General features: G+C 56.7%; 23 protein-coding genes and 2 pseudogenes. 14 read left to right on the top strand and 11 right to left on the bottom strand.

Features of this window, described 5'->3' with window-relative positions:
• Both AC2FGE_RS05150 and AC2FGE_RS05145 read right to left on the bottom strand, forming a co-directional pair.
• Window positions 1-150, bottom strand: coding sequence for a DUF5989 family protein (locus AC2FGE_RS05150; RefSeq protein WP_496818129.1), 150 nt, complete (start codon window positions 148-150; stop codon window positions 1-3).
• A 17-nt stretch (window positions 151-167) separates the two neighbouring features.
• The gene (locus tag AC2FGE_RS05145) at window positions 168-572 is read right to left on the bottom strand and encodes an SxtJ family membrane protein (RefSeq protein WP_496818128.1); all 405 of its coding nucleotides are present in this window, start codon (window positions 570-572) and stop codon (window positions 168-170) included.
• A 206-nt stretch (window positions 573-778) separates the two neighbouring features.
• Between AC2FGE_RS05145 and AC2FGE_RS05140 the strand changes: the two genes are divergently transcribed.
• The 4 genes from AC2FGE_RS05140 to AC2FGE_RS05125 are packed head-to-tail and all read left to right on the top strand — an operon-like array spanning window position 779 to window position 4695.
• Entirely contained in the window at window positions 779-1903 is a 1125-nt protein-coding gene (locus AC2FGE_RS05140) for an ABC transporter permease (protein WP_496818127.1), read from the top strand.
• Between the two features lies 1 nt (window position 1904).
• Window positions 1905-2720, top strand: coding sequence for an ABC transporter ATP-binding protein (locus AC2FGE_RS05135; RefSeq protein WP_496818126.1), 816 nt, complete (start codon window positions 1905-1907; stop codon window positions 2718-2720).
• A 5-nt stretch (window positions 2721-2725) separates the two neighbouring features.
• On the top strand, window positions 2726-4042 hold the full coding sequence (locus AC2FGE_RS05130) for an MlaD family protein (protein WP_496818125.1): 1317 nt from the start codon (window positions 2726-2728) through the stop codon (window positions 4040-4042).
• Window positions 4039-4695, top strand: coding sequence for an ABC-type transport auxiliary lipoprotein family protein (locus AC2FGE_RS05125; RefSeq protein WP_496818124.1), 657 nt, complete (start codon window positions 4039-4041; stop codon window positions 4693-4695). The genes AC2FGE_RS05130 and AC2FGE_RS05125 overlap by 4 nt, the downstream gene beginning before the upstream one ends.
• 5 nt (window positions 4696-4700) lie before the next feature.
• Here AC2FGE_RS05125 and AC2FGE_RS05120 read toward each other — a convergent pair whose 3' ends face one another.
• Complete coding sequence (locus AC2FGE_RS05120) at window positions 4701-6281, bottom strand: FMN-binding glutamate synthase family protein (protein ID WP_496818123.1); 1581 nt, start codon at window positions 6279-6281, stop codon at window positions 4701-4703.
• A gap of 235 nt (window positions 6282-6516) precedes the next feature.
• Here AC2FGE_RS05120 and AC2FGE_RS05115 point away from each other — a divergent pair, with 235 nt between their 5' ends.
• Window positions 6517-6888 (top strand): fluoride efflux transporter FluC, encoded by a 372-nt coding sequence (locus tag AC2FGE_RS05115; protein ID WP_496818122.1) that lies wholly within the window; start codon window positions 6517-6519, stop codon window positions 6886-6888.
• Window positions 6881-7243, top strand: a complete 363-nt coding sequence (locus AC2FGE_RS05110; RefSeq protein ID WP_496818121.1) for a fluoride efflux transporter FluC — start codon at window positions 6881-6883, stop codon at window positions 7241-7243. The genes AC2FGE_RS05115 and AC2FGE_RS05110 overlap by 8 nt, the downstream gene beginning before the upstream one ends.
• 17 nt (window positions 7244-7260) lie before the next feature.
• On the opposite strand, the gene AC2FGE_RS05105 is transcribed toward AC2FGE_RS05110, so the two are convergent.
• The 4 genes from AC2FGE_RS05105 to AC2FGE_RS05090 are packed head-to-tail and all read right to left on the bottom strand — an operon-like array spanning window position 7261 to window position 11255.
• Complete coding sequence (locus tag AC2FGE_RS05105; RefSeq protein WP_496818120.1) at window positions 7261-7587, bottom strand: cytochrome o ubiquinol oxidase subunit IV; 327 nt, start codon at window positions 7585-7587, stop codon at window positions 7261-7263.
• Window positions 7580-8212, bottom strand: a complete 633-nt coding sequence (locus AC2FGE_RS05100) for a cytochrome c oxidase subunit 3 (protein WP_353011354.1) — start codon at window positions 8210-8212, stop codon at window positions 7580-7582. Before AC2FGE_RS05100 ends, AC2FGE_RS05105 begins: the two co-directional genes overlap by 8 nt.
• On the bottom strand, window positions 8209-10296 hold the full coding sequence (locus AC2FGE_RS05095; RefSeq protein ID WP_496818119.1) for a cbb3-type cytochrome c oxidase subunit I: 2088 nt from the start codon (window positions 10294-10296) through the stop codon (window positions 8209-8211). The genes AC2FGE_RS05100 and AC2FGE_RS05095 overlap by 4 nt, the downstream gene beginning before the upstream one ends.
• Window positions 10293-11255: a cytochrome ubiquinol oxidase subunit II gene (locus AC2FGE_RS05090; RefSeq protein ID WP_496818118.1), complete on the bottom strand. Its 963-nt coding sequence runs from the start codon at window positions 11253-11255 to the stop codon at window positions 10293-10295. Before AC2FGE_RS05090 ends, AC2FGE_RS05095 begins: the two co-directional genes overlap by 4 nt.
• Before the next feature lie 190 nt (window positions 11256-11445).
• Here AC2FGE_RS05090 and AC2FGE_RS05085 point away from each other — a divergent pair, with 190 nt between their 5' ends.
• From AC2FGE_RS05085 to AC2FGE_RS05065, 5 genes and pseudogenes are all read left to right on the top strand, one after another.
• Complete coding sequence (locus tag AC2FGE_RS05085) at window positions 11446-12675, top strand: lytic murein transglycosylase (RefSeq protein ID WP_496818117.1); 1230 nt, start codon at window positions 11446-11448, stop codon at window positions 12673-12675.
• Between the two features lie 211 nt (window positions 12676-12886).
• Window positions 12887-13780, top strand: coding sequence for a UTP--glucose-1-phosphate uridylyltransferase GalU (gene galU, locus AC2FGE_RS05080; protein ID WP_496818116.1), 894 nt, complete (start codon window positions 12887-12889; stop codon window positions 13778-13780).
• A gap of 72 nt (window positions 13781-13852) precedes the next feature.
• Window positions 13853-15289, top strand: a pseudogene (locus AC2FGE_RS05075) (mannose-1-phosphate guanylyltransferase/mannose-6-phosphate isomerase).
• Window positions 15290-15497: 208 nt separating this feature from the next.
• Window positions 15498-16571: a DUF2793 domain-containing protein gene (locus tag AC2FGE_RS05070; protein WP_496818115.1), complete on the top strand. Its 1074-nt coding sequence runs from the start codon at window positions 15498-15500 to the stop codon at window positions 16569-16571.
• Window positions 16572-17034: 463 nt separating this feature from the next.
• Window positions 17035-18339 (top strand): UDP-glucose dehydrogenase family protein, encoded by a 1305-nt coding sequence (locus AC2FGE_RS05065; RefSeq protein ID WP_496818114.1) that lies wholly within the window; start codon window positions 17035-17037, stop codon window positions 18337-18339.
• Between the two features lie 18 nt (window positions 18340-18357).
• Here AC2FGE_RS05065 and AC2FGE_RS05060 read toward each other — a convergent pair whose 3' ends face one another.
• The 4 genes from AC2FGE_RS05060 to AC2FGE_RS05045 all read right to left on the bottom strand — a co-directional run bounded on the left by AC2FGE_RS05060 (window position 18358) and on the right by AC2FGE_RS05045 (window position 21869).
• Window positions 18358-19227 (bottom strand): phytanoyl-CoA dioxygenase family protein, encoded by an 870-nt coding sequence (locus AC2FGE_RS05060; protein WP_496818113.1) that lies wholly within the window; start codon window positions 19225-19227, stop codon window positions 18358-18360.
• Window positions 19228-19434: 207 nt separating this feature from the next.
• Window positions 19435-20514, bottom strand: coding sequence for a helix-turn-helix domain-containing protein (locus AC2FGE_RS05055; RefSeq protein ID WP_496818112.1), 1080 nt, complete (start codon window positions 20512-20514; stop codon window positions 19435-19437).
• A gap of 45 nt (window positions 20515-20559) precedes the next feature.
• Window positions 20560-21306, bottom strand: coding sequence for an anti-sigma factor (locus AC2FGE_RS05050; protein ID WP_496818111.1), 747 nt, complete (start codon window positions 21304-21306; stop codon window positions 20560-20562).
• Window positions 21303-21869, bottom strand: a complete 567-nt coding sequence (locus AC2FGE_RS05045) for an RNA polymerase sigma factor (RefSeq protein WP_496818110.1) — start codon at window positions 21867-21869, stop codon at window positions 21303-21305. The genes AC2FGE_RS05050 and AC2FGE_RS05045 overlap by 4 nt, the downstream gene beginning before the upstream one ends.
• Window positions 21870-21923: 54 nt before the next feature.
• Here AC2FGE_RS05045 and AC2FGE_RS05040 point away from each other — a divergent pair, with 54 nt between their 5' ends.
• The 3 genes and pseudogenes from AC2FGE_RS05040 to AC2FGE_RS05030 all read left to right on the top strand — a co-directional run bounded on the left by AC2FGE_RS05040 (window position 21924) and on the right by AC2FGE_RS05030 (window position 24504).
• On the top strand, window positions 21924-22868 hold the full coding sequence (locus tag AC2FGE_RS05040; protein WP_496818108.1) for a c-type cytochrome: 945 nt from the start codon (window positions 21924-21926) through the stop codon (window positions 22866-22868).
• A gap of 327 nt (window positions 22869-23195) precedes the next feature.
• Window positions 23196-23771, top strand: a complete 576-nt coding sequence (locus tag AC2FGE_RS05035; RefSeq protein ID WP_496818107.1) for a hypothetical protein — start codon at window positions 23196-23198, stop codon at window positions 23769-23771.
• Between the two features lie 23 nt (window positions 23772-23794).
• Window positions 23795-24504 (top strand): annotated as a pseudogene (locus AC2FGE_RS05030) (transposase).
• Window positions 24505-24541 lie beyond the last annotated feature (37 nt).

Below are 24541 nucleotides of genomic sequence, written 5' to 3'. Positions count from 1 at the left end.
TCAGAACAGCGTATAGATGAACGGCGCGATTGCCGAACCTTGGCTGAGAACGATCAGGCCACCGAAGATGCCCAGCACCACAAGGATGGGCAGCAGCCAGAACTTTTTTCTGATCTTCATAAATGACCAGAGCTCGGAAACGAATGTCACGTCTGGTACTCCCTTCTTTAAAACTGTTGTTTCATACTGCCGGGCTGATCCTTGCGAACAACCCAATAGCTTTCTGCGGAACTGTCTAATTTCTCAGACAAAAGGTCTTTTCCCAACAGGCGCGCCACTAGTCCAAAGGGCACAAATGTCGTGATGAAAACCAGGAACATGACGATGGGCGCCACGATGGCCCCCAGCAACATTCCAAACTTGAACCAAAGCCGATTGGGCTTGGTCAGAACCTGCGGAGCAAGGAAGGTTACCGCAAGAATGGCCCCCGCGATAGCAAGGGGTATCCACCGCACGGTACCGCCGCCCCAGAGGGGCCAGAGTGCGATGATCAGAAAGACTGCCGTAAAGACAAATCCGAACCCACGTTCGGATCCGATTTCGACATCTACATTGGCTTGATGGTCAGACATGAAACACAACCGAATAACAACAAACAATTACGGCCATGAAGATACCATTACCCTCGGTTGAAACAAGTGAATTAGGTCACTCACCTTCGGGAAATTCATCCACTGGCGCCAACCAGTGTCACACGTGCGCCATCCCAATCCTTCAAATCGGGGCACAATCGTACAAACCCGTTGCAGCAGATCCGCTTTTTCCGTCACATGCAGGCATGACACCGCCTCAGATATCGTCTTCGCAGGAAAGCGGCCGCACGGTTGTGCATGTTTCGGGCGCATTGCTGACGCAGTCGGTGGAACATGTCGAACGTGACTTTGGTTCTATTCAAGCCGTTGGGGGTGATGTGACAATCGACCTGTCCGAGATCGAGGCATTGGACACAAGCGGTGCCTGGCTGGTGGCCGACCTGTCGCAGCGGTTCACCGCGCAGGGCGCCCGGCTCCAGTTTCTGGGCCTCAAACCTGCCCACGCCGCTTTGATCGATACAGTGTCACATAGCATCCCCAAACAGCCCGGTCGGCTGGACCCGCCCAGAACCTTTGCAGATTGGGTCGAAAGCGTGGGTCGCGGCACATACGGCGCTTTGCAGGACACAATGTCGATCCTCGGGTTCCTGGGGCTGACCCTGCACCGTCTGGCCCGAACTGTCGTGATGCCGTGGCGGCTGCGCCGCGCCGCGCTTGTGACCCATATGGAGGAAACCGGTCTCAAGGCGTTGCCGATTGTTGCGCTGATGGGGTTCCTGATCGGTGTAGTGCTGGCCTTTCAAGGAGCCACGCAGTTGAAACAGTTTGGGGCCGAGATTTTTGTGGTCGAACTGATTTCGATCTCGATCCTGCGCGAACTGGGCATTCTGCTGACCGCGATCATCGTCGCAGGCAGGTCCGGATCGGCCTTTACCGCTTCAATCGGCTCGATGAAGGTGCAGGAAGAGATTGACGCCATGCGCACCCTGGGTCTGGACCCGATAGAAGTGCTGGTGATCCCGCGCGTTTTGGCCCTGTTGATCATGCTGCCAATATTGGGGTTCGTGGCCGATATGGCCGGCTTGTTCGGTGGCGCGCTGATGAGTTGGATTGATCTGGGGATCAGCCCGGGCATGTTCCTGACCCGCCTGAACGAAAGCACGGGGGTCTGGCAACTTGCTATCGGTCTGATCAAGGCGCCGTTCTTTGCTCTGGTCATTGGTGTGATTGCCTGTTGGCAGGCAATGCAGGTCAAAGGATCGGCGCAAAGTGTCGGGCAGCGCACGACCGCGTCGGTGGTTCAGTCGATCTTCATGGTGATTGCAATTGACGCCCTGTTCTCGATCTTCTTCTCGCAGTTGGGGATCTGAGATGGACGGTACGGTGCAGCATCATTCAACGCCGGCAGACACGCAGCGAGAGGCCGTGATCCGTGTGCGCGGATTGCGCAATCAGTTTGGCCCTCAGGTTGTTCACGACGATCTGAACCTTGACGTCTGGCGCGGCGAGGTTCTGGGCATTGTTGGCGGTTCGGGTACCGGTAAATCCGTATTGTTGCGGACTATCGTGGGGCTGAACAAACCTGCTGCTGGCAGTATCGAGGTTCTGGGCGTTGATGTCTTGAACGGCCCTGAACAGGATCGCAGGCGCATCGAACGCCATTGGGGCGTGGCGTTTCAGGATGGGGCATTGTTTTCATCTCTGACTGTCTTACAGAACGTGATGGCCCCGCTGCGCGAGCATACGGGGATCAGCGAAAAACTGATGGAGTCGCTGGGTGGCCTCAAGATCAGCCTTGTAGGGTTGCCGCAGTTGAGTTGCGGTAAGTTCCCATCGGAATTGTCAGGCGGCATGCGCAAACGGGCGGCGTTAGCGCGGGCTTTGGCGCTGGACCCCGAGATTGTGTTTCTGGACGAACCCACAGCTGGGTTGGACCCGATAGGGGCCGCCGCCTATGATGATCTGATCCGAGAACTACAGCAGGCGCTAGGGCTGACGGTTTTCATGGTGACGCATGATCTGGATAGTCTGTATGCGATTTGCGACCGGATCGCCGTGCTTGCAGAAAAGCGTGTGCTGGTTGAAGGTCCGATAGAAGAGATGACCAAGGTCGATCATCCTTGGGTGCAGGAGTATTTCACAGGCCCCCGCGCCCGCGCGGCGCAAGATAAAGGGCAGGACAGGTAGAGGCGATGGAAACCCGAGCGAATTACATTCTGATCGGTGCGTTTACTCTTGCGGGTATTTTGGGTGCCTTTGGCTTTTTCCTGTGGCTCGCGAAGTTCGAAGTGACGCGCCAATACGCCTACTATGATGTGTTGTTCGACAATGTGTCGGGCCTGTCTGCGGCTGGTGGCGTAAGCTACAATGGTCTTCCGGTCGGGCAGGTGATCTCGTTGAACCTTGATGAGGACGACCCGTCGAAAGTTCGGGTCCGGATCGAGGTTGATGCCGATATCCCAGTTACAAAAGAGACCATAGCGCAGCTGCAATCTCTGGGCGTGACCGGGGTTGGATATGTGGAACTGACCGGCGGGTCCAGCACGGCAGAACGGTTGTCTAACAATAGCGTCATCAAAAGCAAACGCAGCACCATTCAATCGCTTTTCGAAGGGGCACCCAAGGTTCTGGACGAGGCCGTCAGCCTGCTGCAAGAGCTGAACGCCATCGTTGATGAGAAGAACCAAAAGGCAGTGTCTGATATCCTGGCCAATCTGGCTTCGGCCACCGGGCGGCTGGACAAGACACTTTCAGATTTTGAATCCGTCTCAGGCAATATCGGAGAGGCCGCCAAGCAAATCGGCGATTTCACAACAAAGCTGGACCCGTTGATCAGTGCCGCGGAATCCACGTTACAGACGGGTAGCGAGACGCTGAAATCCGTCAAATCAGCGTCCGACGCTGCCAAAGAAGCGCTGGAAGAGGCGAAGGTTACACTGGCAACAACGAACCGGACCATCGAAGAAGATGTGCGCCCGTTTATACAGCGCGGGTCGAACCTTGCGGATCATCTGACGCGGTTGTCGGAAGAAGCCAGCGTGTCACTGGGCGTGATTACCGAAACGGTCACCAATGCCAATACAACGCTGGGCTCAATCACATCGGCCATGGATTCGACCAAAGGGGCTTTGGCCTCGGCTGAACGGGCCTTTGACTCGGCCAACCGCATCATCGAAACGCAGGTCGCCCCGGTTGCGCAGGATATCAGCCGCGCCGCCAATCAGGTGACTGAGACCGTCTCAGGTATCACCGCTAAGATCGACCAGATTTCGGACGATGTCCTGAGTGCGTCGAATTCGGCGAAAGAACTGATGGCAACCGTCGATGGTATTGTCCGGGACAATCGCCGACAGGTTTCAGATTTCCTGCGGGTCGGATTGCCGCAATTCGTGCGCTTTGTTGAAGAATCCCAGCGGTTGGTCATCAGTCTTGACCGTCTTGTCGACAAGGTTGAGCGCGACCCGGCACGCTTTTTGTTGGGCACCCAAGCATCGGAGTTCCGTCAATGATCAGGCCTTACTTTCTTATTCTGATGGCGGTAGCCCTTGGTGGTTGCGCGGGTTTGGGTACGTTAAAACAAGCATCCAAACCCAATGACCTGTATCTTTTGACCCCCAAAAGTACGTTTGCGTCCTCGTTGCCGCGTATTCAGATGCAGATTGTCGTAGAAGAACCAACAGCAACTGCGGCGGTGAACACCGACCAGATTGCGGTTCAGCCGACACCGCTACAGGTTCAGTATCTGCCTCGCGCCCGGTGGGTGGATCGCGCACCGCTGATTGTGCAGGCTCTGTTGGTCGAAAGCTATGAGAACTCAGGCAAGGTGGCCGCAGTCGGGCGGTCGACCGTAGGTCTGCGCGCAGACTATATCATCGTGCCGGATTTGCGTGAGTTTCAGGGCATCGTGACAGCCGAGACTGAGAACTCAAAAACCGTGCGCGTTGACGTTCGGATGAACATCAAGATTGTCGATGCGTTTGAGGACAAGATCATCGCCTCTAGCTCGTTCCAAGAAAACGTGGTTTCAGCCAGCGATCAGACACCGGATCTGGTCAATGCGTTTGACCTTGCGCTGGGTCGCGCAATGCGAGATTCAGTGGAATGGAGCGTGCGTCGGATCAATACGCACGCCAACAGTCAGTCCAGTTCGACCATCAATTGACGCCGTTAGAAATGCGCCGCGGATGCGCGGTTCCAATCCGCTGTGTAGTTGTCCGGCGCGGTGCCCGACAAAAGCGCGCCTTCTTCGACGAAAGTGTAGATTTCGGCATAGGAACGCTCAGTCTCATCTGCCATGCGACGGCGGATATCGCCGGGGTGCAGGTCCGAGACTGTGGCTTTGCCCATTGCGCCAAGCAGTTCCCGGAAGCTTTCGAGTGTGGCATCGTGATATCGGTGCACCCGCTGGCGTTTTTGCGGAACGTTGACCGCCCTGCCTCGGATCGGATCCTGGGTGGCGACGCCTGACGGGCATCGGTTGGTGTTGCAATGCAACGCCTGAATACAGCCTACCGCAAACATCATCGCACGGGCGGCATTGCACATATCCGCACCCAGGGCGAATTTCTCGACCATGTCGTAACCTGTGGCCACTTTGCCTGCGCAGATGATCCGGATCTTGTCGCGCAACCCAACCCCCAGCAGGCAGTTGTTCACAAAGACCACCGCCTCATTTACAGGTAAGCCCAGGCGGTTGGTGAACTCGACCGGGGCGGCGCCAGTCCCTCCTTCGGCGCCATCGACGGTAATGAAGTCGGGCAGAATATCGGTTTCAAGCATTGCTTTGCAGATCGCCATGAATTCGGATGGGTGCCCGATGCACAGTTTGAAACCAATGGGCTTGCCACCTGACATTTCGCGCAAGTGCTGTACAAACTCCATCAACCCGGTTGGACCGTCGAAAGCCGAATGAATGGGTGGTGAGATCACGTCCTGATGCTCGGGCACGCCACGGATTTCGGCGATCTCTTTGTCAACCTTTGCGGCGGGCAAAACGCCGCCATGCGAGGGCTTAGCCCCTTGGGACAGCTTGATCTCGATTGCTTTGACAACATCCTTCTTGGCCTTTTCGGCGAACAAATCTTTGTCAAAGCCTCCGTCGGGTGTACGACAGCCAAAATAGCCGGTACCGATCTGCCAGATGATATCTCCACCCTCGGCAAGGTGATGCGGCGACAATCCGCCCTCACCGGTGTTATGCGCAAAACCGCCATCCTTGGCTCCGCCGTTCAGCGCCCGGATCGCATTGGCGCTGAGCGCGCCGAAGCTCATGGCCGAAACATTCAAGCGTGATGCGTTATAGGGTTTTTCGCATTGCGGTCCGCCCAGCATCACCCGTTCTTCACTCTTATCCACTTCTTTCGGGGCCAGAGAGTGGTTGGAGCGATGATAGCCCACGGTCGTGATGTCATATTGAGTGCCAAACGCCTGTGTGTCGACCTGGCCTTTAGCGCGGGAATAGACAAGGCTGCGAATGATCCGATTATACGGTCGCCCGCTTTCGTTGGTTTCGACGAAATACTGGCGGATTTCGGGGCTGACAAATTCCAGCATATAGCGGAAATGCCCCAAAACGGGGTAGTTGTTCAGCACGTTGTGCTTGGTGGTCAGCATGTCATACATCCCAACCACGGCGTAAGGGATCAGTAGAATCAGGAGCCAATGCGCCGGTGGCCAAAAAAAGCCCCAGACAACCACCAAGGGCAGACAGACGAAACTCAGAAAGTAATAAAGCCTGCGTACAACCATTTCTGATCTCCGTGGGTGAAATATGAACCAAAGGTGTTGAAGTCAAAGTGAAACCGTTTGGCTTTTGATTGCAAGCCCTTCGGCTCATGGAAATCAAACCCGGCGTGAATGTGAAACCTTGTTAAGGCGTTGATTGATCCCGTGTTTCGCAGGCGGTATTCGGATCATACCACAGTAAAGGGCAGCTCACTTGGCGAGACCAGACACCAAACGCGGACGACACGAACAAGCCCTTATGTTTCTTTCTGTGTTTGTCGGCGGTGCGCTAGGGTCGTTGCTGCGCGAGGCGTTTGCATTCGAGATCCCCGGCGCGCCTTTGTTGACGACAACCTTTGGCATCAATGTCTTTGCGTGCTTCGTGCTGGGCTGGCTCTATGCCGTCCGCCATCGGGTTCATGCCCATGTTCTGCATCTGGGTGCAATTGGGTTCTGTGGCGGCCTTTCGACCTTTTCTTCTTTCGTGGCCGAGCTTGAGCGTTTGGCCGAAGTTGCGTTTTGGACTGCATCTGCCGCTGCCGGGCTGGAGATAGTTTTCGGTCTGGCCGCAGCCTTGGCAGGCGAAGCGCTCGGCCGACGGTTTCATGCAGGAAGGCGTAGTAATGACTGATCTCTACCTGCATGCAATGTTTGGCCTGGGTGGCGGGCTGGGCGCAGTGCTGCGCCATTGGCTTGCATTGAGGATCACCCACGCACTGCCGCTATCGACCCTGATCGTGAATGTAATGGGCAGCCTGCTGCTGGGCCTTTGGATCGGCTATTTGGGCGGTCCCGTTGAGATGGGGGAAGAGCAGAAGCGTCTGGTTTTTGGCTTTTGCGGCGGGTTCACCACATTCTCAAGCTTTGCTTATCAAACGCTGGAATTGCGCCGCGAACGCACGCTTGCACTGGCGGCGGGCAATATCATGATCAGCCTTGCCCTGTGTTGGGGCGCCTTGTGGCTAGGGTTGGAGCTAACCCGATAGCCGACGGGCCGCCTCCCTTACATCGGATGCATGTGCATGCGGACCGCCAGATTGCCCAGAATCCAGACCGTCCCAAGGATGATGATCAGCAAGACAAGGGTTGAGAACAGGATCAAGTCCAAATCCTCTCGGCTGCTGCGTCTGCGGTCGATATGCAGGAAATAGATCAGCTGAAAGATCAGCTGAGCGAGTCCAAGCAGGCCGATGGTCAGATAAACACCGGTCGTTTCAATCCCCCAGCGATAGGCCACGCCGAACATCGCGAAAGTCAGAAGCAGCGAACCGCCATAGCCGATCACGTAACGCCGCCGCTCGCGCCGATGCATTTCAGAGCGTTTATCCATAGGTTAGCCCTCCGAAATAGACGATCGTGATGATGCCGATCCAGATCAGGTCAAGGAAGTGCCAGAACAGCGCCAGCCTGACCACACGTGATTTGACGACATCGGTCATGCCCATAACCCGCAGTTGGATACCCAGCACAATCAACCACACGCACCCGGCGGCAACATGTAGACCGTGTAGCGGCACGAGGCCGTAGAAGGCCGAAAGGAACCCGCTACGCTGCGGGATGCCGCCCTTTTCGGCCATGGCGATGAAGTCTCGGATCTCCAGAACAAGGAAGCTGATCCCCAGCAGGAGCGTCACCCCAAACCACAGGATGATCCGTGGTCGTGGCAGATTGTATTTCAGGGCCAGCATCGCCAATCCAACGGTCAGGCTGCTGGTCAGCAGGATCATGGTTTGCGCAAAGATGCTGGTCAGGTCGAACAGCTCATGTGGGCCAGGCCCGCCTGCCTGAGCGTCGATCATGGTGATATAGATGGCGAACATCAGGCCGAAATAGACCAGATCGCTCATCAAAAAGACCCAGAAGCCGAAGGTCACGACCTCGGATGCCTTGTGAGCGCTGGCATGGCGATCGCCCAGATTGATGCCCGGATAGCTGTGAGTTGGCGCGCGTTTCATGTCACCACCTCCATGTCGGGGCGAGCAAGGCCGCGGTTCTCCGGGGCCGCCTCGTGGTCGCGATCTATGGCGGTTTCGCTGTGCACCAGTGCCAGCCAGGCTTCATGCTCGCGCTGGACCTCTTCGGCCGGGATGGTGATTTCGGTGCTGGTGTCGAAGGTCCAGAGGATGAATGCCAGGATCATCACCACCGTCATTAGAGCAGCCAGCCACCAGATCCACCAGACCAGCGCAAACATCCAGATGCCGCTGGCCACACACAGGATGAAGCCAATTCCGGTGTTGCGCGGCATTTCGATATCCTCATAGGCATCCGGCGTCGGATAGGCCGCGCCGCGCTCCTTGGCGGCAGCAAAATTGTCTCGGTCAGTTACCTGCGGGATGATGGCGAAGTTATAGGGTGGCGGTGGTGCTGGGATAGACCATTCCAGCGTGCGCGCATCCCATGGATCACCAACGGGAACGCGGGTTTTGTCGCGGTTGCGGATGCTGACCCATAGCTGCACCAGCACTGAAAACAGCGCTGCCGTGATGACCAATGCTCCGATGACGGCGACGATCATGTAGGGGTGAAAACTCGGGTCTTCCCAGCTGTAGGACCGGCGGGGCATACCCATCAGGCCAACAAAATAGAGCGGCATGAATGTCAGCATAAAGCCGATCGTCCAGAGAGCGACTGTCACCCTGCCCCAGCCTTCGTGGAGGCGGAACCCGAAGGCTTTGGGGAACCAGTAATTGTAGGCGGCGAGCAAGCCGAACAGAACGCCCGGCAACAGGACGTTGTGGAAATGAGCCACCAGGAACAGAGTGTTATGCACTTGGTAGTCAATGGTTGGATTGGCCAGGATCACACCGCTGAGGCCACCGATGACAAACAGCATCAAGAAGGCAAGACCATACAGCATGGGAACTGAAAACCGGATGCGCCCCCGCCAGAGGGTGGCCATCCAATCATAGACCTTCACGCCGGTCGGGATGGCGATCAGCATGGTTGCGATGCCGAATACCGCATTGATCAGCGCGCTTTGCCCCATGGTGAAGAAGTGATGCAACCAGACAGTGAAGGACAGCACGGCTATCGACATTGTGGCGATGACCAGTGAGGTATAGCCGTAAAGCCGTTTGGCCGAGAAGGTCGCGAAGATCTCGGAATAGATGCCATAGGCGGGCAGAACCAGCAAATAGACCTCGGGGTGGCCAAAAAGCCAGAACAGGTTAGCGTAGTTCATCATATTGCCGCCAAGGTCATTGGTAAAGAAATGGAAATCCAGATAGCGGTCAGCGGCCAGCAACAGCGCCGCAACGCCCAAGGGCGGCATCGCAAAGACGATCAGGATAGAACTGCAGATGATCGTCCAGCAATACATCGGTAGCCGCATGAACGTCATCCCCGGCGCGCGCAGCTTGTAGATTGTGACGGCGAAGTTAATCCCCGTCAGCGTTGTTCCGATCCCTGAGACAACGATGGCCCAAATCCAATAGTCCGGCCCGACGCCTGGGTTGAACGCGGCCCCAGTATAGGGTGGATAAGCCGTCCAGCCTCCGGTCGAGAAATGCCCGACAACCAGCGACACCATCAGCATCATGCCGGAAGATACCGTCAGGCCGAGGCTGATCTGGTTCATCACAGGAAAGGCTACATCGCGCGCGCCGATCATCAGCGGGATAACATAGTTGGCGATTCCGAACACAAACGGCACGGCGACGAAGAAGATCATGATCGTGCCATGGGTGCTGAACAGCTCGGCAAAGTGTTCGGCCTCCAGAAAACCCTCTCCCGGTCCGGCGGCTTGCTGGGCGCGCATGACAACGCCCTCCAGAACGCCCCGCGCGAGCATGACGATGGCGAAGACGATATACATGATGCCAATCTTCTTGTGGTCAGCGCTGGTCAACCAATCGCGCCACAAGGGCCCCCAAAGCCGAAACCAAGTCAGCAGACCAACCACGGCGATCGCCCCAACAATGACAATGCCTGCGGCGGCATTGGCTACAATTTCGTTTGCGTTGGAGTCCTGAATCAGGCCGGTGATGGGCAATGCATCCCAGCTCAGGCGACCAAAGAAACCGTTTTCTGATGTCATTGGTCGACCTCCTGCCCATATGCAACTGTTCCGGGTTGCTGATCCAGTGGCAGCGCTTTGCCGCCATGGTATCGGTGGAGAATGGTATGGAACAGATCCCCGTCATCCAGTTTGAAATACAAGGCACGGTCAGGCATCTCTGGCGTGCCAAGCGCTGCCTGAACCTCATCCCGGTCCGTGCGCATGGCAAGGGTTTTATACGTTTCCGGGTCCAGCAGGATACCGCTCTGCCGGACCTTGTTGACCCAGGCTTTGAAATCATCAGGGTTCATCGCAAGGGTTTCGAACTTCTGCTTGGTAAAGCCGCGCCCGTTATACTGGGTGTTTTCGCCTTGCATCACTTCGGGTTGGTCCGCAACCAGATGCAGCTTGGTTGTCATGCCCGGCATCGCATAAATCTGCCCGGCCAAAGCTGGGATCATGAAAGATTGCATCACCGTATCGGTGGTCAGTGTCATGGCGATCTGTTGTTTGGTGGGAATTCCAAGCTCACCGACTGTGGCGATGCCAAGATCGGGATAGATGAACAACCATTTCCAATCCAGTCCAACAACCTGCACTCGCACGGCTGGCTCATCACCGAATGGGGCTGAATACGGGTCGAGCCGATAAGTGGTTTTCCACAGATAGAAGGACAGGATAGCGACAATGGCCACCGGAATGCCCCACATCAGCATCTCAAGCCGGGCGGAGAAATCCCAATCGGGCCTGTACGCCGCGTTCCCGCCTTTTCGACGTCGATAGCGCAGTGCGATCGTTGGAACCAAAACCAGAACAGGGATAACGGCGATCAGGATCAGCGCTGTTGCCCGCAGAAGATGCGTTTTCTGCACTGCCGCAATAGGGCCCTGGGGGTCCATGAAGCTGTCACTGGCCCCCGCCATCTGGGTCGACGTGGCCAGAATTCCGAGGGCCGTCAGAACCACATTTGCCACAAGGGACGTTCTGTTCGTGGTCATGCCTGCCCTCTTTTGATTTTATCCTGGTCACAACTATCGGCAGAGACCGCGCATTTCTCAAGGTTTTTTCGAATGCAAGGCGGCATGTCGCGGAGGTGGTTCAATGCCATGGATTTTGATGCGGGTTTCAGTCATCCTTGGCATAAATGATAACAAATTGCCTAAACAGGCTCAGAGCAGGTGATTTCAGATGCGCAAGGTGCTTTTTCTTCTATTTTGCCTATGCTTGGCCAGTGGCGCGGCCGCGCAGGATCGTGCATCAGTTGAACGGCAGTTCCAGTCCTGGCTGGATCAGACCGTTTGGCCGCAGGCTCGCGCCAAGGGTGTGTCGCGCAAGACGATGAATGCGGCCTTTGACGGCGTTACGCTGAATTGGGACCTGCCCGACCTTATCCCTCCTGGAAGCAAAGCGAAGACACCCAAAGCCCAAAGGCAGGCAGAGTTTGGCTCTCCCGGGAGGTACTTTAATGCGGGGTCGGTTCAGGGGGCCACATCTGTGGGTCGGCAAATGGCGCGCCGCCATGCGGCTACCCTGTCTCGTGTCGAGGCGCAAACGGGGGTCCCAGCTCGCATCATTTTGGCGATCTGGGGTCGCGAAAGCGGGTATGGTCAGGTTCCAATTCTGCATGATGCGTTTCAGGTTCTGGCGACCAAAGGGTTCATGAGCACGCGATCTGAGTATTTCACAACCGAGTTGATCGCCGCGCTGCAAATCGCCGAGGCAGGGCATGTGCGCGAAATGAAAAGCTCTTGGGCCGGAGCTTTGGGGCAGCCGCAATTCATGCCGACCAACTTTCTGACTTATGCTGCGGATGGAAACGGGGATGGTCGGGCCGATATCTGGGGGTCTGCCGACGACACAATCGCGTCGATTGCGAACTATCTGGACCGGCACGGCTGGGTTGAAGGTCGCGACTGGGGGTTTGAGGTGACGGTGCCAACCTCGCTATCCTGTGCGCTTGAAGGACCAGACCAAGGGCGTGCCATACAGGATTGGGCCGCATTGGGTGTCAGTCGCGTTTCGGGCAAACCCTTCCCAAACCACGAACTCAAGGGTGAGGGCTATCTGATGATGCCTGCTGGTCGCAACGGTCCGGCGTTTCTTGTGACACCAAATTTCTACGTGCTGAAGGAGTACAACAAAAGCGATCTTTATGCCCTGTTTGTGGGCCATGTCGGAGACCGGATTCAGTATGGTGTCGGAGATTTCCGGGGCCGTTGGGGCGCGGTCGGGGGCCTCTATCGATCAGACATCGCAGCAATGCAGCGAGCGCTGGAACAACAGGGACACGATGTCGGCGGCGCCGACGGGCTGCCGGGGTTCAAAACCCGCCGATCAATCGGGCGATGGCAGGAGGCCACGGGCCAAGACCCCACCTGTTTCCCCGAGAAAACGATGAAATCACGTCTGAAAAACTGACAGTGATCAGGATTTTGCCCGTTCGGTGAACAGTGCGTGACAATTCAGCCAGATTGAAGATCGGATTTTGACTCTGCCTCCACTAGATGGCACGATTTGACCTATTAGTTCCCGAATTCTCGGGCGTTATTGATTGATCCGGTTGCGCAGCCTATGAGGATACACCGGTCAGGCTGCAATCTACCGGCATGTTTACGATTTGAGAGGCACCATGACACGCAAGGTCACCAAAGCGATTTTTCCTGTTGCGGGGCTGGGAACACGATTCCTGCCTGCGACAAAATCTGTTCCCAAGGAAATCATGACCTTGGTTGACCGCCCGCTGGTGCAATATGCCATCGACGAGGCGCGCGCCGCCGGGATCAAAGAGTTCATTTTTGTCACCTCGCGCGGGAAATCTGCGCTTGAGGACTATTTCGATCACAACCTGGTTCTGGAGCAAGAGCTGAAAGCCAAGGGTAAAGATGAACTTTTGGAGACGCTGAACGCGACCAATATGGAAAGCGGGGCCATTGCCTATATCCGTCAGCACAAAGCGTTGGGCCTGGGGCATGCCGTCTGGTGCGCGCGTCGTCTGATCGGAGACGAGCCCTTTGCCGTGATGTTGCCAGACGACGTTATTGCAGCCGACAAACCCTGCCTGCAGCAGATGATCGAAGCCTACGAGGAAACCGGTGGCAACATGGTTGCTGCTATGGAAGTTCCGCATGAAAAAACAAGTTCATACGGTGTGCTGGACGTGGGTGACAATGTGGGCACGGTGGTGCGCACGCGCGGTATGGTGGAAAAGCCCAAAGCGGAAGAAGCGCCTTCGAACCTTGCCGTAATAGGGCGCTATGTTTTGGGCCCGTCGGTGCTTTATAATCTGAACTCAATGAAATCCGGCAGCGGTGGCGAAATTCAGCTGACCGATGCGATCGCAGAAGACATCCGGAACGGTGTTCCAGTCTTTGGTTACAAGTTCGACGGTCAGCGCTTTGATTGCGGCTCAAAAGCCGGATTCCTGCAGGCTACTGTGGCCTTTGCACTGGCGCGCGACGATTTGCGTGGCGATTTGAGCCAGTATCTGAACGACATCGTTGCCACGGGAAAAGCGGCTCAGTAGGCACTGGCCCATCCCCTTAACGGCGATTAAGGCGATACATTCAGATAGCTGAAGCTCAAAGGCATGCGCATCATCAATACCGTCTATCCCGTCATTCTCTGCGGTGGGTCAGGGACCCGTTTGTGGCGCCTGTCCCGCAAAAGCTATCCCAAGCAGTTTGTGCCGTTGGTGGGTGAGACCAGTTTGCTGCAGGACTGCGCGGTGCGGCGCAGGGGACCGAAGGCCGCAATCTATGTCAAACCCTTGATTCTAAACAATTAAGCCTTCTGCTTTGTGTTGCCCGAACAGTTGATGGGCGTGGGTGTTGGTCCTGGCCCGATCCTGATCGAACCCGAAGGGCGCAACACTGCGCCTGCCGTTCTGGCGGCTGCCCTGCAGCTATCCGACAGTGACCCAGAGGCCATCATGCTGGTGGCCCCGTCTGATCATGTGGTTCCCGACAAAACCGCCTTTCACGCCGCCGTTGCATGCGGAATCGAAGCGATTTCTGCACGCAGAGATCTGGTTACGTTTGGGATCACGCCCGACCGGCCTGAAACCGGGTATGGCTATTTGAAACTCAGCCAGACGCCAGACGCTTCGGGCGCGGCCATTCCGCTGGATCGGTTTGTTGAAAAACCTGATCTGGACAGCGCCAAGGCGATGCTGACGGATGGCAGCTATCTTTGGAATTCGGGCATCTTCCTGTTTGCTGTACGTGACATCATCGCTGCCTTCGAACTACACGCGCCCGATTTGATTGAACCTGTCCGGCAAGCGGTGGAACAGGCCCAAAGCGATCTGGGATTTTTGCGCCTGGATGCCAGCGCCTGGGCCAAGGTCGATGACATTTCGATTGATTACGCGGTGATGGAAAAGGCGGCAAATCTGAGTGTTGTCCCCTACGCCGATGGTTGGTCCGATGTAGGCAGCTGGACCGCCGTGCATGAGCTGAGCGCACCCGACCCGAGCGATGTGGCCACGACCGGAGAGGTTACAACCATCGATTGCCAGAACGTTCTGATCCGTTCAGAATCCCCGGCGCAAGAGGTAGTTGCCATGGGTTTGGAAAACGTCATCACGGTCGCCATGCCCGATGCGGTTCTGGTGGCAAGTATGGACCGGGCGCAAGATGTCAAACAGGCGGTGAGTGCGCTGAAGGCCAAAGGTGCAAGGCAGGCGGAATCGCTGCCCGTCGACCACCGTCCTTGGGGTTGGTTTGAAAGCCTTGTGATCGATGATCGGTTCCAGGTCAAACGTATCCACGTAAACTCCGACGCCGCACTAAGCCTGCAGTCCCTCCACCATCGCTCGGAACATTGGATCGTGGTCAAGGGCACGGCCAAGGTGACGATTGATGATGAGGTGCAGCTCGTATCGGAAAACCAGTCAGTTTATATCCCGCTGGGTGCGGTTCACCGGATGGAGAACCCGGGCAAAGTGCCCATGGTTCTGATCGAAGTGCAAACCGGCAGCTATCTGGGTGAGGATGACATCATCCGGTACGAAGATATCTACGCGCGCAATTGAACATAGATCGTAGCACGAGGTATCACGCGCGCGACCTCGGATTTATGAGCGATGTGCCGAATTCGGCATTATTATTTCCAATATGGAAACAAAATCCTAACGCAGGGTAAATCGGGCGATCTGCCCGGTCAGACAGGATTCATGTGCATCGCGGCAGGGTGGCGCGCAATAGAAATGTCGGACCGACAGCTACAGGAGGACGCGCCCCGTGTCACAGAACTCACCCCGATTGAACCTGCCATTCCTGCAACCCTCGCAGGCGCAAAAGCATGTCACCCATAACGAAGCGCTGCGCCGTCTGGATCTTGTGGTGCAGCTGGCTGTCGCTTCGACAGATGCAACCACGCCACCGGCTGTGCCGGAACAGGGTGAGATTCATGCACTGGGTGCAAGCCCTTCCGGCGACTGGGCCGGTCATGGCAGAGAGCTGGCGGCTTGGCTGGACAATAGCTGGAATTTCGTCACGCCAGAGACGGGTTGGCGCGCCTGGGACCTAGCGGCTGGCCAGCAGAAAGTCTGGGATGGTGGGGCTTGGATCACCCCTCCTATCCCGACGCAGAATCTGGATGGTGTTGGTGTGGGCACCAGTTCAGATGCCACCAATCGCCTGTCCGTGCGCAGCGCGGCCACATTGCTGAGCCATGATGGCGGTGGGCATCAGTTGAAAATCAACAAATCCGGTGCCTCTGACACCGCATCGCTGCTGTTTCAGTCGAACTGGACCGGCTATGCCGAGATGGGATTGAACGGTAGCACGGGTTTCTCGATCAAGGTTTCCCCGGATGGCGGGAACTGGACGGATGCGCTGAGCATTGATCCAGCCACCGGCACCGCCACAGGCGCGGCGGTTCAGACTAGTGCGGACGACACAACCGCCGGACGCCTGATGCGCGCCGACTATGGCTACGGCCCGGGCAACTTGCTGGGAACTGTTTCCGAGGCTTCTGGTACCCCCACCGGGGCCGTGATCGAACGGGGCAGCACCACAAATGGCGACTACATCCGCTTTGCCGATGGCACGCAAATCTGTACCGCCGCCTTACCCGCAACGGATTGCACAAATGCCGAGGGTGCGCTGTTTTCAAGCGCCGCTGCCACCTGGGCCTTTCCCGCCATATTCGCTGATACTCCTGCCCTCAGCGGTAGCGGTGGTGCCACAGCGCGCTTTGTTGGATTTGATACCTCATCATCCACATCTCAGGTCAGCTACCAAGTGCTGTCGACCGCCTCTGACGCTTCGACACGTTCGCCGACGGTTACCGCCATAGGCCGCTGGTTCTGATTGAAGCCACTGGCGCGCAGACCAGATAAGGGAGCGCAAGCGCCAGTGTTCTAGTCCGTCAAAGATCGATCGGACAAGGCCCCGATGTCTGGGTGCACCTTGTCCGGTTGCTGTTGCAGAACGATTCGCGGCGTTTTGCAATGTCCGGTAGATTGCGATAATACAGACAGAGATTTGGGTTTGTTTCGCGTGCTTCCTAAATAATTTAACGCAAGCGGTTCGTGCCAAACGACGGCGCGCGCAACTTGAAACCATGCATTCACGCTTTTGTTCCAACAGGAATTTGGCCAGATACGTCCCACCCTTCTGTGCTCCACAGGGTCGCATCGTCTGTTTCTGTCTCAAAAACCAGCAAGAAACTGTGTATTGCAGGCGCAGGCCCGAGTCAGGCATTGAAACCCTTCGCAGTTTCTTTGATTGTATGCGCGCCGCAGGCGGTAATTGGTGAGAAGGATTTTTAAGAATGCGTATTGCGATGATCGGCACTGGCTATGTGGGCCTGGTGTCGGGCGTGTGTTTCTCGGATTTTGGCCATGACGTGATCTGCGTCGACAAAGCCGAAGCAAAGATCGACATGTTAAGGGCTGGCGACGTTCCGATTTATGAGCCGGGCCTTGATGTGTTGATGTCCAAGAACGTGGCCGCTGGGCGGTTGAGCTTTACCACCGATTTGGCTGCCGCCGTCGATGGTGCAGATGCGGTGTTCATCGCCGTGGGCACGCCGACACGGCGCGGAGATGGTCATGCGGATCTGACCTACGTGATGGCCGCAGCGGAAGAGATCGCGCAGGCCGTGACTGGTTACACCGTCATTGTCACCAAATCGACCGTACCCGTAGGCACAAACCGCAAGGTGCATTCGGTTGTTTCAGCAGCCAATCCCGATGCGGATTTCGATGTCGCTTCGAACCCGGAATTTCTGCGCGAAGGCGCGGCGATTGACGACTTCATGCGCCCGGATCGCGTCGTGGTCGGCGTTGAAAGTGACCGCGCGGCTGAGGTGATGGCCGAGATCTACCGCCCGCTCTATCTGCGTGACTTCCCGATCCTGACCACCGATCTGGAAAGCGCCGAGATGATCAAATACGCAGCCAATGCGTTTTTGGCGACCAAGATCACTTTCATCAACGAAATCGCAGGATTGTGCGAACGGGTCGGCGGCGACGTGAAAGAGGTGGCACGCGGCATTGGTCTGGATGGTCGTATCGGGAACAAGTTCTTGCACGCGGGTCCGGGCTATGGCGGGTCGTGCTTTCCCAAAGATACCGCCGCGCTGGCGCGGATCGGTCAAGAGCATGCGTATCCGATGCAGATCACCGAAACAGTCATTCGCGTGAATGATGAGATCAAAAAGCGCATGATCGAGAAAATCCGCGAAGCCTGCGGCGACAGTTTCAACGGTAAAACCGTTGCGATGCTGGGTGTGACGTTCAAGCCTAACACCGATGACATGCGCGATGCGCCATCGCTAACCATTGTTCCGGCCCTGATCGGCGGTGGGGCCAAAGTGCGTGTGGTGGACCCGCAAGGTAAATCCGAAGGTGAGGCCCTGTTGCCTGGAGTTGAATGGTCCGATGATCCCTACGCCGCAGCAAAAGGCGCCGATGTGGTCGTACTGCTGACTGAATGGAATGAATTCCGGGCGCTGAATCTGACGGATCTGGCAGAGGCAATGAACACGCCCCGCATGGTCGACCTGCGCAATATCTATACTGAAAGCAAAGCGCTGAAATCCGGTTTTGAGACCTATGTTGGTGTCGGGCGCTAAGCGCCTGACCCTTCAAGCTTACATCTTGGAGTAAAGCGGAACAGAGCTGTCCGCCCCTTCGGCCAACGCTTTGCTTTGGTCCAACCGCACTTGTTCATAAAGCGCCAGAGCTTCGGGTGAGAACAGCGCGTCCGGGGCTTGGACGGGTACGAAGTTGCTGTGCGCATCCGATCCCCGTGCCAACATGGCATAGTCACGATCTGCCACCAGTTGCTGTGCTCTGGGGCTGAGATAGCGGATCGCCAACCCGATCCGTCGGTCATCTGACGCGTTTGGGCCCGAGCCATGGATTGTCAGCCCGTGATGCAATGACATCTGGCCGGGTTTCAGTTCGATATGAGTTTTCTCGTCCTCAGAAACCTCGACGGCCACCTCCTGACCGCGCGACAACAGGTTTGTCTCGGAATAGGTGTCGGTATGCGGCAGGATCGGGTTCTTGTGGCTAGTGCGGACAAAATCCATGCAACCGCTTTGAACGGTGGCCGGTGACAGCGCGATCCAGGCCGTCACCTGATCAGGCGTTTCGCCCATGCCCCAATAGGTCAGGTCTTGATGCATGCCAACCGTTTGCTTGGTCTTTGGTTCCTTGATAAAAAATTCGGCGGACCAGATCATGATATCTGGGCCCAGAACACCTTCGACCGCGTCCAGAATGCGCTTGTCTTGTGCGATCCGGGCTGCAAGGGGAATCACCAGATGGGCGTTGACCCGCTTATAGGTGTTCAGCGGCAATGGCAGGTCTGCTTCCAGCCAGTCTTTTTCGATCTGTTCCAGTTCTGCGCGGAACTCTGCAGCTTCGTCTTCGGAAAAGACCGAAAGAGGGAACAGAAACCCATCCTGCCAATACTGGTCAGACTGTTCCTGGGTCAGTTTATAAGCGTTTGACATCCCGGCACCTGTCGCTGTGTTCCGATAGAAGCCCTGCTGGGGCACCGCCCAAAACAGCGCTACTTGACTGTAAGGCTACGGTTGGTTCGGCCCATATGCCTAGCCCTTCAGCGACATTATGTTGCCTGTAATAACCACGTGCTTAGAACCGAAATTGTCTTTGTCACGGTGCGCAGTGGCCACGTTCCGGCAAGTACGGCTGCCGGATCACAGCGCTGCTGTCCAGACGCGATACCGCCCCTGACCTGTCACTTCGCGCAGAAGGCCGCGGCGGCTGAACCGGTCGATATTGCGTTGTACTGTTGCACGCGATGCTTTCGTCAATTCTTCGGCCAATGGGGCCGAGACCATCGGCCATGCGGTCAGCACATCAGTCAACAGGGGCGGGGTGCGACCTGATAAACCTTCTGTCGCTTCGCGGGCCCGTACCTCCCACGCATTGACGCGATCGAGATGCAGCAATGCGGCCAAGGCTGCCTGCCCAGCCCCGGTGATCCATGCTGCGAGTTTTTCTTCGGGTTCGCCCATCCCGCGCAGTGCGCCGGGCCCGGATAGGGCCAGCGGCATGAACATGGCCCCGCCACGACCCATCGAGGCCGCATGACGTGCGGCGATGATCGCGGCTTCGGTATCTTGCCCGATCCCGTCCGAGACAGCGCGCCAGGCGTGAAAGGCAATTGCGGCCTGTGTTACCGGATGCAGGCCTTCGACATTTTCCATGACCTCGGCCAGATCAGCTACAGCCTCCGGAACCTCTTCGATCCCCTGCGCCATTCGGTCCAGAAATGCGCCTAACCCGGCCTGCCATCCACCAACCGACGGACCCGCGCCCGAGGTCAGGCGGCGCACGGCCCACCCCGCCCGGTACAGGGCTTGTGCGTCATCGCTGGTCGCCCCAATGCGCAAGCCTGTCCACAGGGCCAGTCGGTCGACACCGATCCGGTCGCCTGTCCACCAGCCCAGATCCGAGACGTCCATCAATGCCAGACGGTGGGTCCACCCATCGGGTCCCGCCCGCAAACGTTCATCCAGCGCGCCAAAGGTCAGGGCCAGATCGGCCAACTCTGCGGACAGTGTAGCCTGGGCGGCCCGCCAATCGCGCGGGTCGAACAAAACCCGATTGTCCTGCCGGGGGCCGGGAGGCAGAAAATCCTCTGCTGCGTCCTCATCCTCAGGAGGGAGAAACCAAAGGTCATCCTCGTCGGATGGATCAGAGTCATAGATGCTTGGCGGTGTGGCCTCTTCGACCTCTTCCTCGGGCAGCGGTATGACAGACTTGGACTTCATGCCCGCATTCTTTGGGCATTTCGGGCGGTTCACAAGTGGATTTTTCTAACCCGTAAATGTCCGGGACAGAACATCCAGTTCACCGGTCAGATCGGTTTGTGGATTGCTGCCCAAAAGCATGTAGCCATATCCATCCTGAGCCCATGTCACCGTGGCCAAACCGCTTAGCACCGCCGATTTGGCTGGTTTGTTCGCGGCGTCAGGTCCTTGCCGGATCACGCAAAAGGCCACTGGTTGCCCTTGTTCATCTGCAAACACGATCTGGATCAGCGGCTTACCCTTGAACGATAAAACCTGCGCCCGCCTCAACTCAAGCCCCGGCAACGCCTCCAACGTATCTCGATTCAACGAACGGCCTAGTTGTTCTTCGGCCATTGCAAACTGCTTGTCCAAAGTTTCGGTCGACGCATCCAGCGGAGCGATTGTGTCGGGCACGTAGAGTGACTGATAAATTGCGGCCTGTTGCGCCCAGCCCAACGGTGCGGGTCGCATGGTCCACCAGGTCGCAGATGCGGCAATAATCGCAACACTGGCCGCAACAGCGGCAAGCCGCGTCAAACCCATACCAGTAGGCCCGGAGGTTTGAGCGGCAGGTTCAGGAAGAACCACTTCGGGCGCTTGCGCAGGAATAGCTTCAAAAACCCCCTGCACCATACCGGCAAACGGATCCAGCGCCATTAGACGCTGTTCAAGCTCTGGGTCCGTTTCGACCGCCTGCTCGATCTGACCGGCCTCGGCCTCTTCCAAATTGCCTTCCAGATACGCCAGAAGCGTCTCGTCGGAAAACGTCATTTGCCACTCCGTTGTGCGGCGCTTGCCGCATCTTGCTGCATTACGGTTTTCAGTTTTTGCCGGGCGCTGGACAGCCGGCTCATGATTGTGCCGATGGGAACGTCCAGCAACGTGGCGGCCTCGCGGTAGCTGTAGCCCTCGACAAAAACCAGCATAACCGTTTCCCGCTGCGCTTCTGGCAGCTGCATCACTTGGGTAAACACTTCAGTGGCGAAAATATTCGTTTCTGAATCCGGGCCTGTTGCAACCAATTCGGATTCGGGCGTCACCGACAGCGCCTGTGCCCTGCGCACGGCGCGAGATCGAACCTCGTTCAGCCAGATTGATCGGCAGATGGTCATCAGCCACGAATCCAGTCGATCATGCGATGTCACCTGATGATGACGCTCAAGCGCGCGCAGACACGTGGCCTGAACCAGATCATCGGCCACATCCGACGCACCCGACAGCGCCAAAGCAAAACGCCAGACGCGTTTGGAATGCGTCTGCACTGCGGTTCTGACCGCCTGTTCCGAGCTTGTTTCACCCGCCATCGAATAAAATGCGACCTGTGTGTGTTTCATGTTCACGGACCGGGCCCGCGCGCTCAGGACTGGCATAACCCGAGGAGGAATGAAATGAAACATCTGATACATGCGGTCACGATCGCGTCGGCAATTATTGCAGGCCCTGCCCTGGCCGAAGGCTGGACCTTGGTGCAGGACGGCTCGCACCTGGCCTATGGCAGCATCAAGAAAGACACGGTGGGTGAGATCAACAGCTTCACGTCGCTGAGCGGGATGGTCAGCCCGGATGGTCAGGCCGTTATTGAAATCAACCTGTCCTCGGTCGAGACCAATATCGATATCCGGAACGAACGCATGGTCGAGTACGTCTTCCGCAAGGCAGGCAGCGCGACGTTGACGGCTGAGGTCGACATGGGCGCATTGACCGCCCTTGACGTTGGGCAAACCACAACTGTCGACAGCGAGGCAGTGTTGTCGCTGGCTGGGACGGATGTTGAATTTGACGCTGAACTGTTCGTGGCCCGCCTGACGGAAAAATCAGTCTTGGTCACAACCAACGATATGGTCTTTATCAGTACTGAAGATGCTGGTGTGAATGCCGGGATCGACAAGCTGATGGAGCTGGCCGATCTGTCAGGTATCACCCGCACCGTCCCTGTCACTGCGCGGCTTATGTTCGAACTGGATGGTGAACACGCCAATGCAGAACCTGTGGCCACAACCGAGGTTGCAGCGGTGGCCGTCGAGGGGGATGCGAAAGCTGGCAAGAAAGTGTTTCGTAAATGCAGCGCCTGTCACAAGTTGAAAGAAGGGCGCAATGGTGTTGGCCCTTCGCTGTTTGGTGTTCTAGGGGCACAAGCGGGACAGGTTGACGGGTTTAAATACTCAGCAGCGCTTCAGGACTCTAGCATTACCTGGGACGCCCAAACCCTGTCCGGCTTCCTCGCCGACCCACGCGGTACGGTCCCGGGCAACAAAATGCAATTCCCAGGCCTTAAGAAGGACGAAGACATCGTGAACCTGCTGGCCTATTTGCAGGAAGAAGCGCAGAGCTAACGCGCGCCGCCAATTGCGCAGTCATGCTGTAACGTAACGCTAACGTCTTACATCGCTCTTGGCTGGGCAATGTCTGTGCCGATAGGCTACGCCCGAGACAGGGCGAAGACTTAGTGGATTTTCATCACATATTCTGAATTTTTTCAGAGCCAAGCTTGAACCCAAGTTGGCGGTTCGGGCCTCAACGAAAGATGCCGCGTTTCTCAGTGTTTTGGACCTCGGCAACAAAATTCGCATTGTTCCTCTGCCACCGGAAGTCGCCCTTTACTTGGGTCTTGATACCTTAGCTGGTCAACTAAATGGACAAGCGATGGTCCACTTATCCTTGTGGCGCCAACTTGGCAACGCTTCAAGAAATTGTTAAGCGCGTCTGACCACTTGCGAGACGGAAATCGTAGCAGGCAGCCCAAACAGCACGGGAAAGTTCTGCGTACAGAAAAATTCAAAAAGGCTATTAACGTGTCCTCTGGCAGCGAAATTTTTGAAAAGATTAAGAATTATCATTTTCTGTCCGTCGATATCTTCGATACTGTCTTGTTTCGGCATTGTGCGTCCCCGGTTGACGCGTTCGACTTCATGTCAACGCACGAATCTGTGAGGCAGGTCACGGAGCATTTCAAAGACTATCGCGTGGCAGCTGAAAACCTGGCGCGAGAAGACGCTGCAGAACATAACCGCGAGGATGTCTCGCTGGAAGAGATCTATAGCTGCTTTCAACTACTGACAAATTGCACTCACGAACAACTTGATCAGATCAGGCAACTTGAACTGACCGCTGAGATTGACCTGCTGCATATGTCAAACTTTGGCAACAAGCTCGTTGCCCATGTGCGTGAGACAAACAAACGTTTTGTTCTTACATCGGCTTTGTTGCACAAATCCCGTCAGGGATTCACTGTATGAATGCAGCAAGATAGCCGGAAGGCATGAGCAGTTGGGCCCCCACGAAATACAAGACCACGAACTGGTCGTCGTACAATGATAGCCTGAAGCAGCGCGGATCGTTGGCGATCTGGTTTGATCCCGAGATGGCTAGGACGCCGCCCCCGACTGGCAGGCGCGGCCGCCAATGCAAGTTCAGCGATGCCGCGATCCAGACCTGTCTAACCATGAAAGTTCTGTTTGGGTTGCCCTTGAGGCAAACAACCGGCTTCGTTCAGAACTTGTTGCAGATGGTCGGCCTGGATTGGGATGTGCCCGATTACAGTACACTGTGCCGTCGCCAGAATACGCTGAATGTGAGCCTGCCCCATCGCGGGGGAACCGAACCACTGAACCAGATCAGGACATCGGATCAGTGACCGCCGATGGGGCATACGACACGCGCAAATGTCATGACGCGATTGCCGCCCGCAGTGCCCACCCGGTCATACCACCGCATAAGAGTGCCAGGCCGTGGAAGCCTACGAGCCCTGGAGCCATCGCCCGGAACGATGCGATCAGTGCCTCACGCTATCTCGTTCGAACCATCTGGAAACGGTGGAGCGGATACCATCGCCGGAGCCGCGTCGAAACCAAAATGCATTGTATCAAGTTGCTGTGGCAAAGCCTCATGGCGAGGGACTTCGAGCGGCAGGTTGCTGTGCTCAACTGCTGCACTGCTCTTGGCATGCCCGTCACAGAGCCCGTAGGATAAATCCGTCCGGGGAAAGGGGAGTTCCGGTCACAACCGC

Source organism: Ruegeria sp. YTSA075 (assembly GCF_059610245.1).
Note: the sequence above shows the minus strand (reverse complement) of the source record. Positions and strands in the feature narration are given on the sequence as shown.

What these genes read in the sequence shown, in the direction of transcription:
- AC2FGE_RS05145 (WP_496818128.1), bottom strand. Translation starts at nt 572, where the DNA reads ATGTCTGACCATCAAGCCAATGTAGATGTCGAAATCGGATCCGAACGT.
- AC2FGE_RS05140 (WP_496818127.1), top strand. Translation starts at nt 779, where the DNA reads ATGACACCGCCTCAGATATCGTCTTCGCAGGAAAGCGGCCGCACGGTT.
- AC2FGE_RS05135 (WP_496818126.1), top strand. Translation starts at nt 1,905, where the DNA reads ATGGACGGTACGGTGCAGCATCATTCAACGCCGGCAGACACGCAGCGA.
- AC2FGE_RS05130 (WP_496818125.1), top strand. Translation starts at nt 2,726, where the DNA reads ATGGAAACCCGAGCGAATTACATTCTGATCGGTGCGTTTACTCTTGCG.
- AC2FGE_RS05125 (WP_496818124.1), top strand. Translation starts at nt 4,039, where the DNA reads ATGATCAGGCCTTACTTTCTTATTCTGATGGCGGTAGCCCTTGGTGGT.
- AC2FGE_RS05120 (WP_496818123.1), bottom strand. Translation starts at nt 6,281, where the DNA reads ATGGTTGTACGCAGGCTTTATTACTTTCTGAGTTTCGTCTGTCTGCCC.
- AC2FGE_RS05115 (WP_496818122.1), top strand. Translation starts at nt 6,517, where the DNA reads ATGTTTCTTTCTGTGTTTGTCGGCGGTGCGCTAGGGTCGTTGCTGCGC.
- AC2FGE_RS05110 (WP_496818121.1), top strand. Translation starts at nt 6,881, where the DNA reads ATGACTGATCTCTACCTGCATGCAATGTTTGGCCTGGGTGGCGGGCTG.
- AC2FGE_RS05105 (WP_496818120.1), bottom strand. Translation starts at nt 7,587, where the DNA reads ATGGATAAACGCTCTGAAATGCATCGGCGCGAGCGGCGGCGTTACGTG.
- AC2FGE_RS05100 (WP_353011354.1), bottom strand. Translation starts at nt 8,212, where the DNA reads ATGAAACGCGCGCCAACTCACAGCTATCCGGGCATCAATCTGGGCGAT.
- AC2FGE_RS05095 (WP_496818119.1), bottom strand. Translation starts at nt 10,296, where the DNA reads ATGACATCAGAAAACGGTTTCTTTGGTCGCCTGAGCTGGGATGCATTG.
- AC2FGE_RS05090 (WP_496818118.1), bottom strand. Translation starts at nt 11,255, where the DNA reads ATGACCACGAACAGAACGTCCCTTGTGGCAAATGTGGTTCTGACGGCC.
- AC2FGE_RS05085 (WP_496818117.1), top strand. Translation starts at nt 11,446, where the DNA reads ATGCGCAAGGTGCTTTTTCTTCTATTTTGCCTATGCTTGGCCAGTGGC.
- galU (WP_496818116.1), top strand. Translation starts at nt 12,887, where the DNA reads ATGACACGCAAGGTCACCAAAGCGATTTTTCCTGTTGCGGGGCTGGGA.
- AC2FGE_RS05065 (WP_496818114.1), top strand. Translation starts at nt 17,035, where the DNA reads ATGCGTATTGCGATGATCGGCACTGGCTATGTGGGCCTGGTGTCGGGC.
- AC2FGE_RS05060 (WP_496818113.1), bottom strand. Translation starts at nt 19,227, where the DNA reads ATGTCAAACGCTTATAAACTGACCCAGGAACAGTCTGACCAGTATTGG.
- AC2FGE_RS05055 (WP_496818112.1), bottom strand. Translation starts at nt 20,514, where the DNA reads ATGAAGTCCAAGTCTGTCATACCGCTGCCCGAGGAAGAGGTCGAAGAG.
- AC2FGE_RS05050 (WP_496818111.1), bottom strand. Translation starts at nt 21,306, where the DNA reads ATGACGTTTTCCGACGAGACGCTTCTGGCGTATCTGGAAGGCAATTTG.
- AC2FGE_RS05045 (WP_496818110.1), bottom strand. Translation starts at nt 21,869, where the DNA reads ATGAAACACACACAGGTCGCATTTTATTCGATGGCGGGTGAAACAAGC.
- AC2FGE_RS05040 (WP_496818108.1), top strand. Translation starts at nt 21,924, where the DNA reads ATGAAACATCTGATACATGCGGTCACGATCGCGTCGGCAATTATTGCA.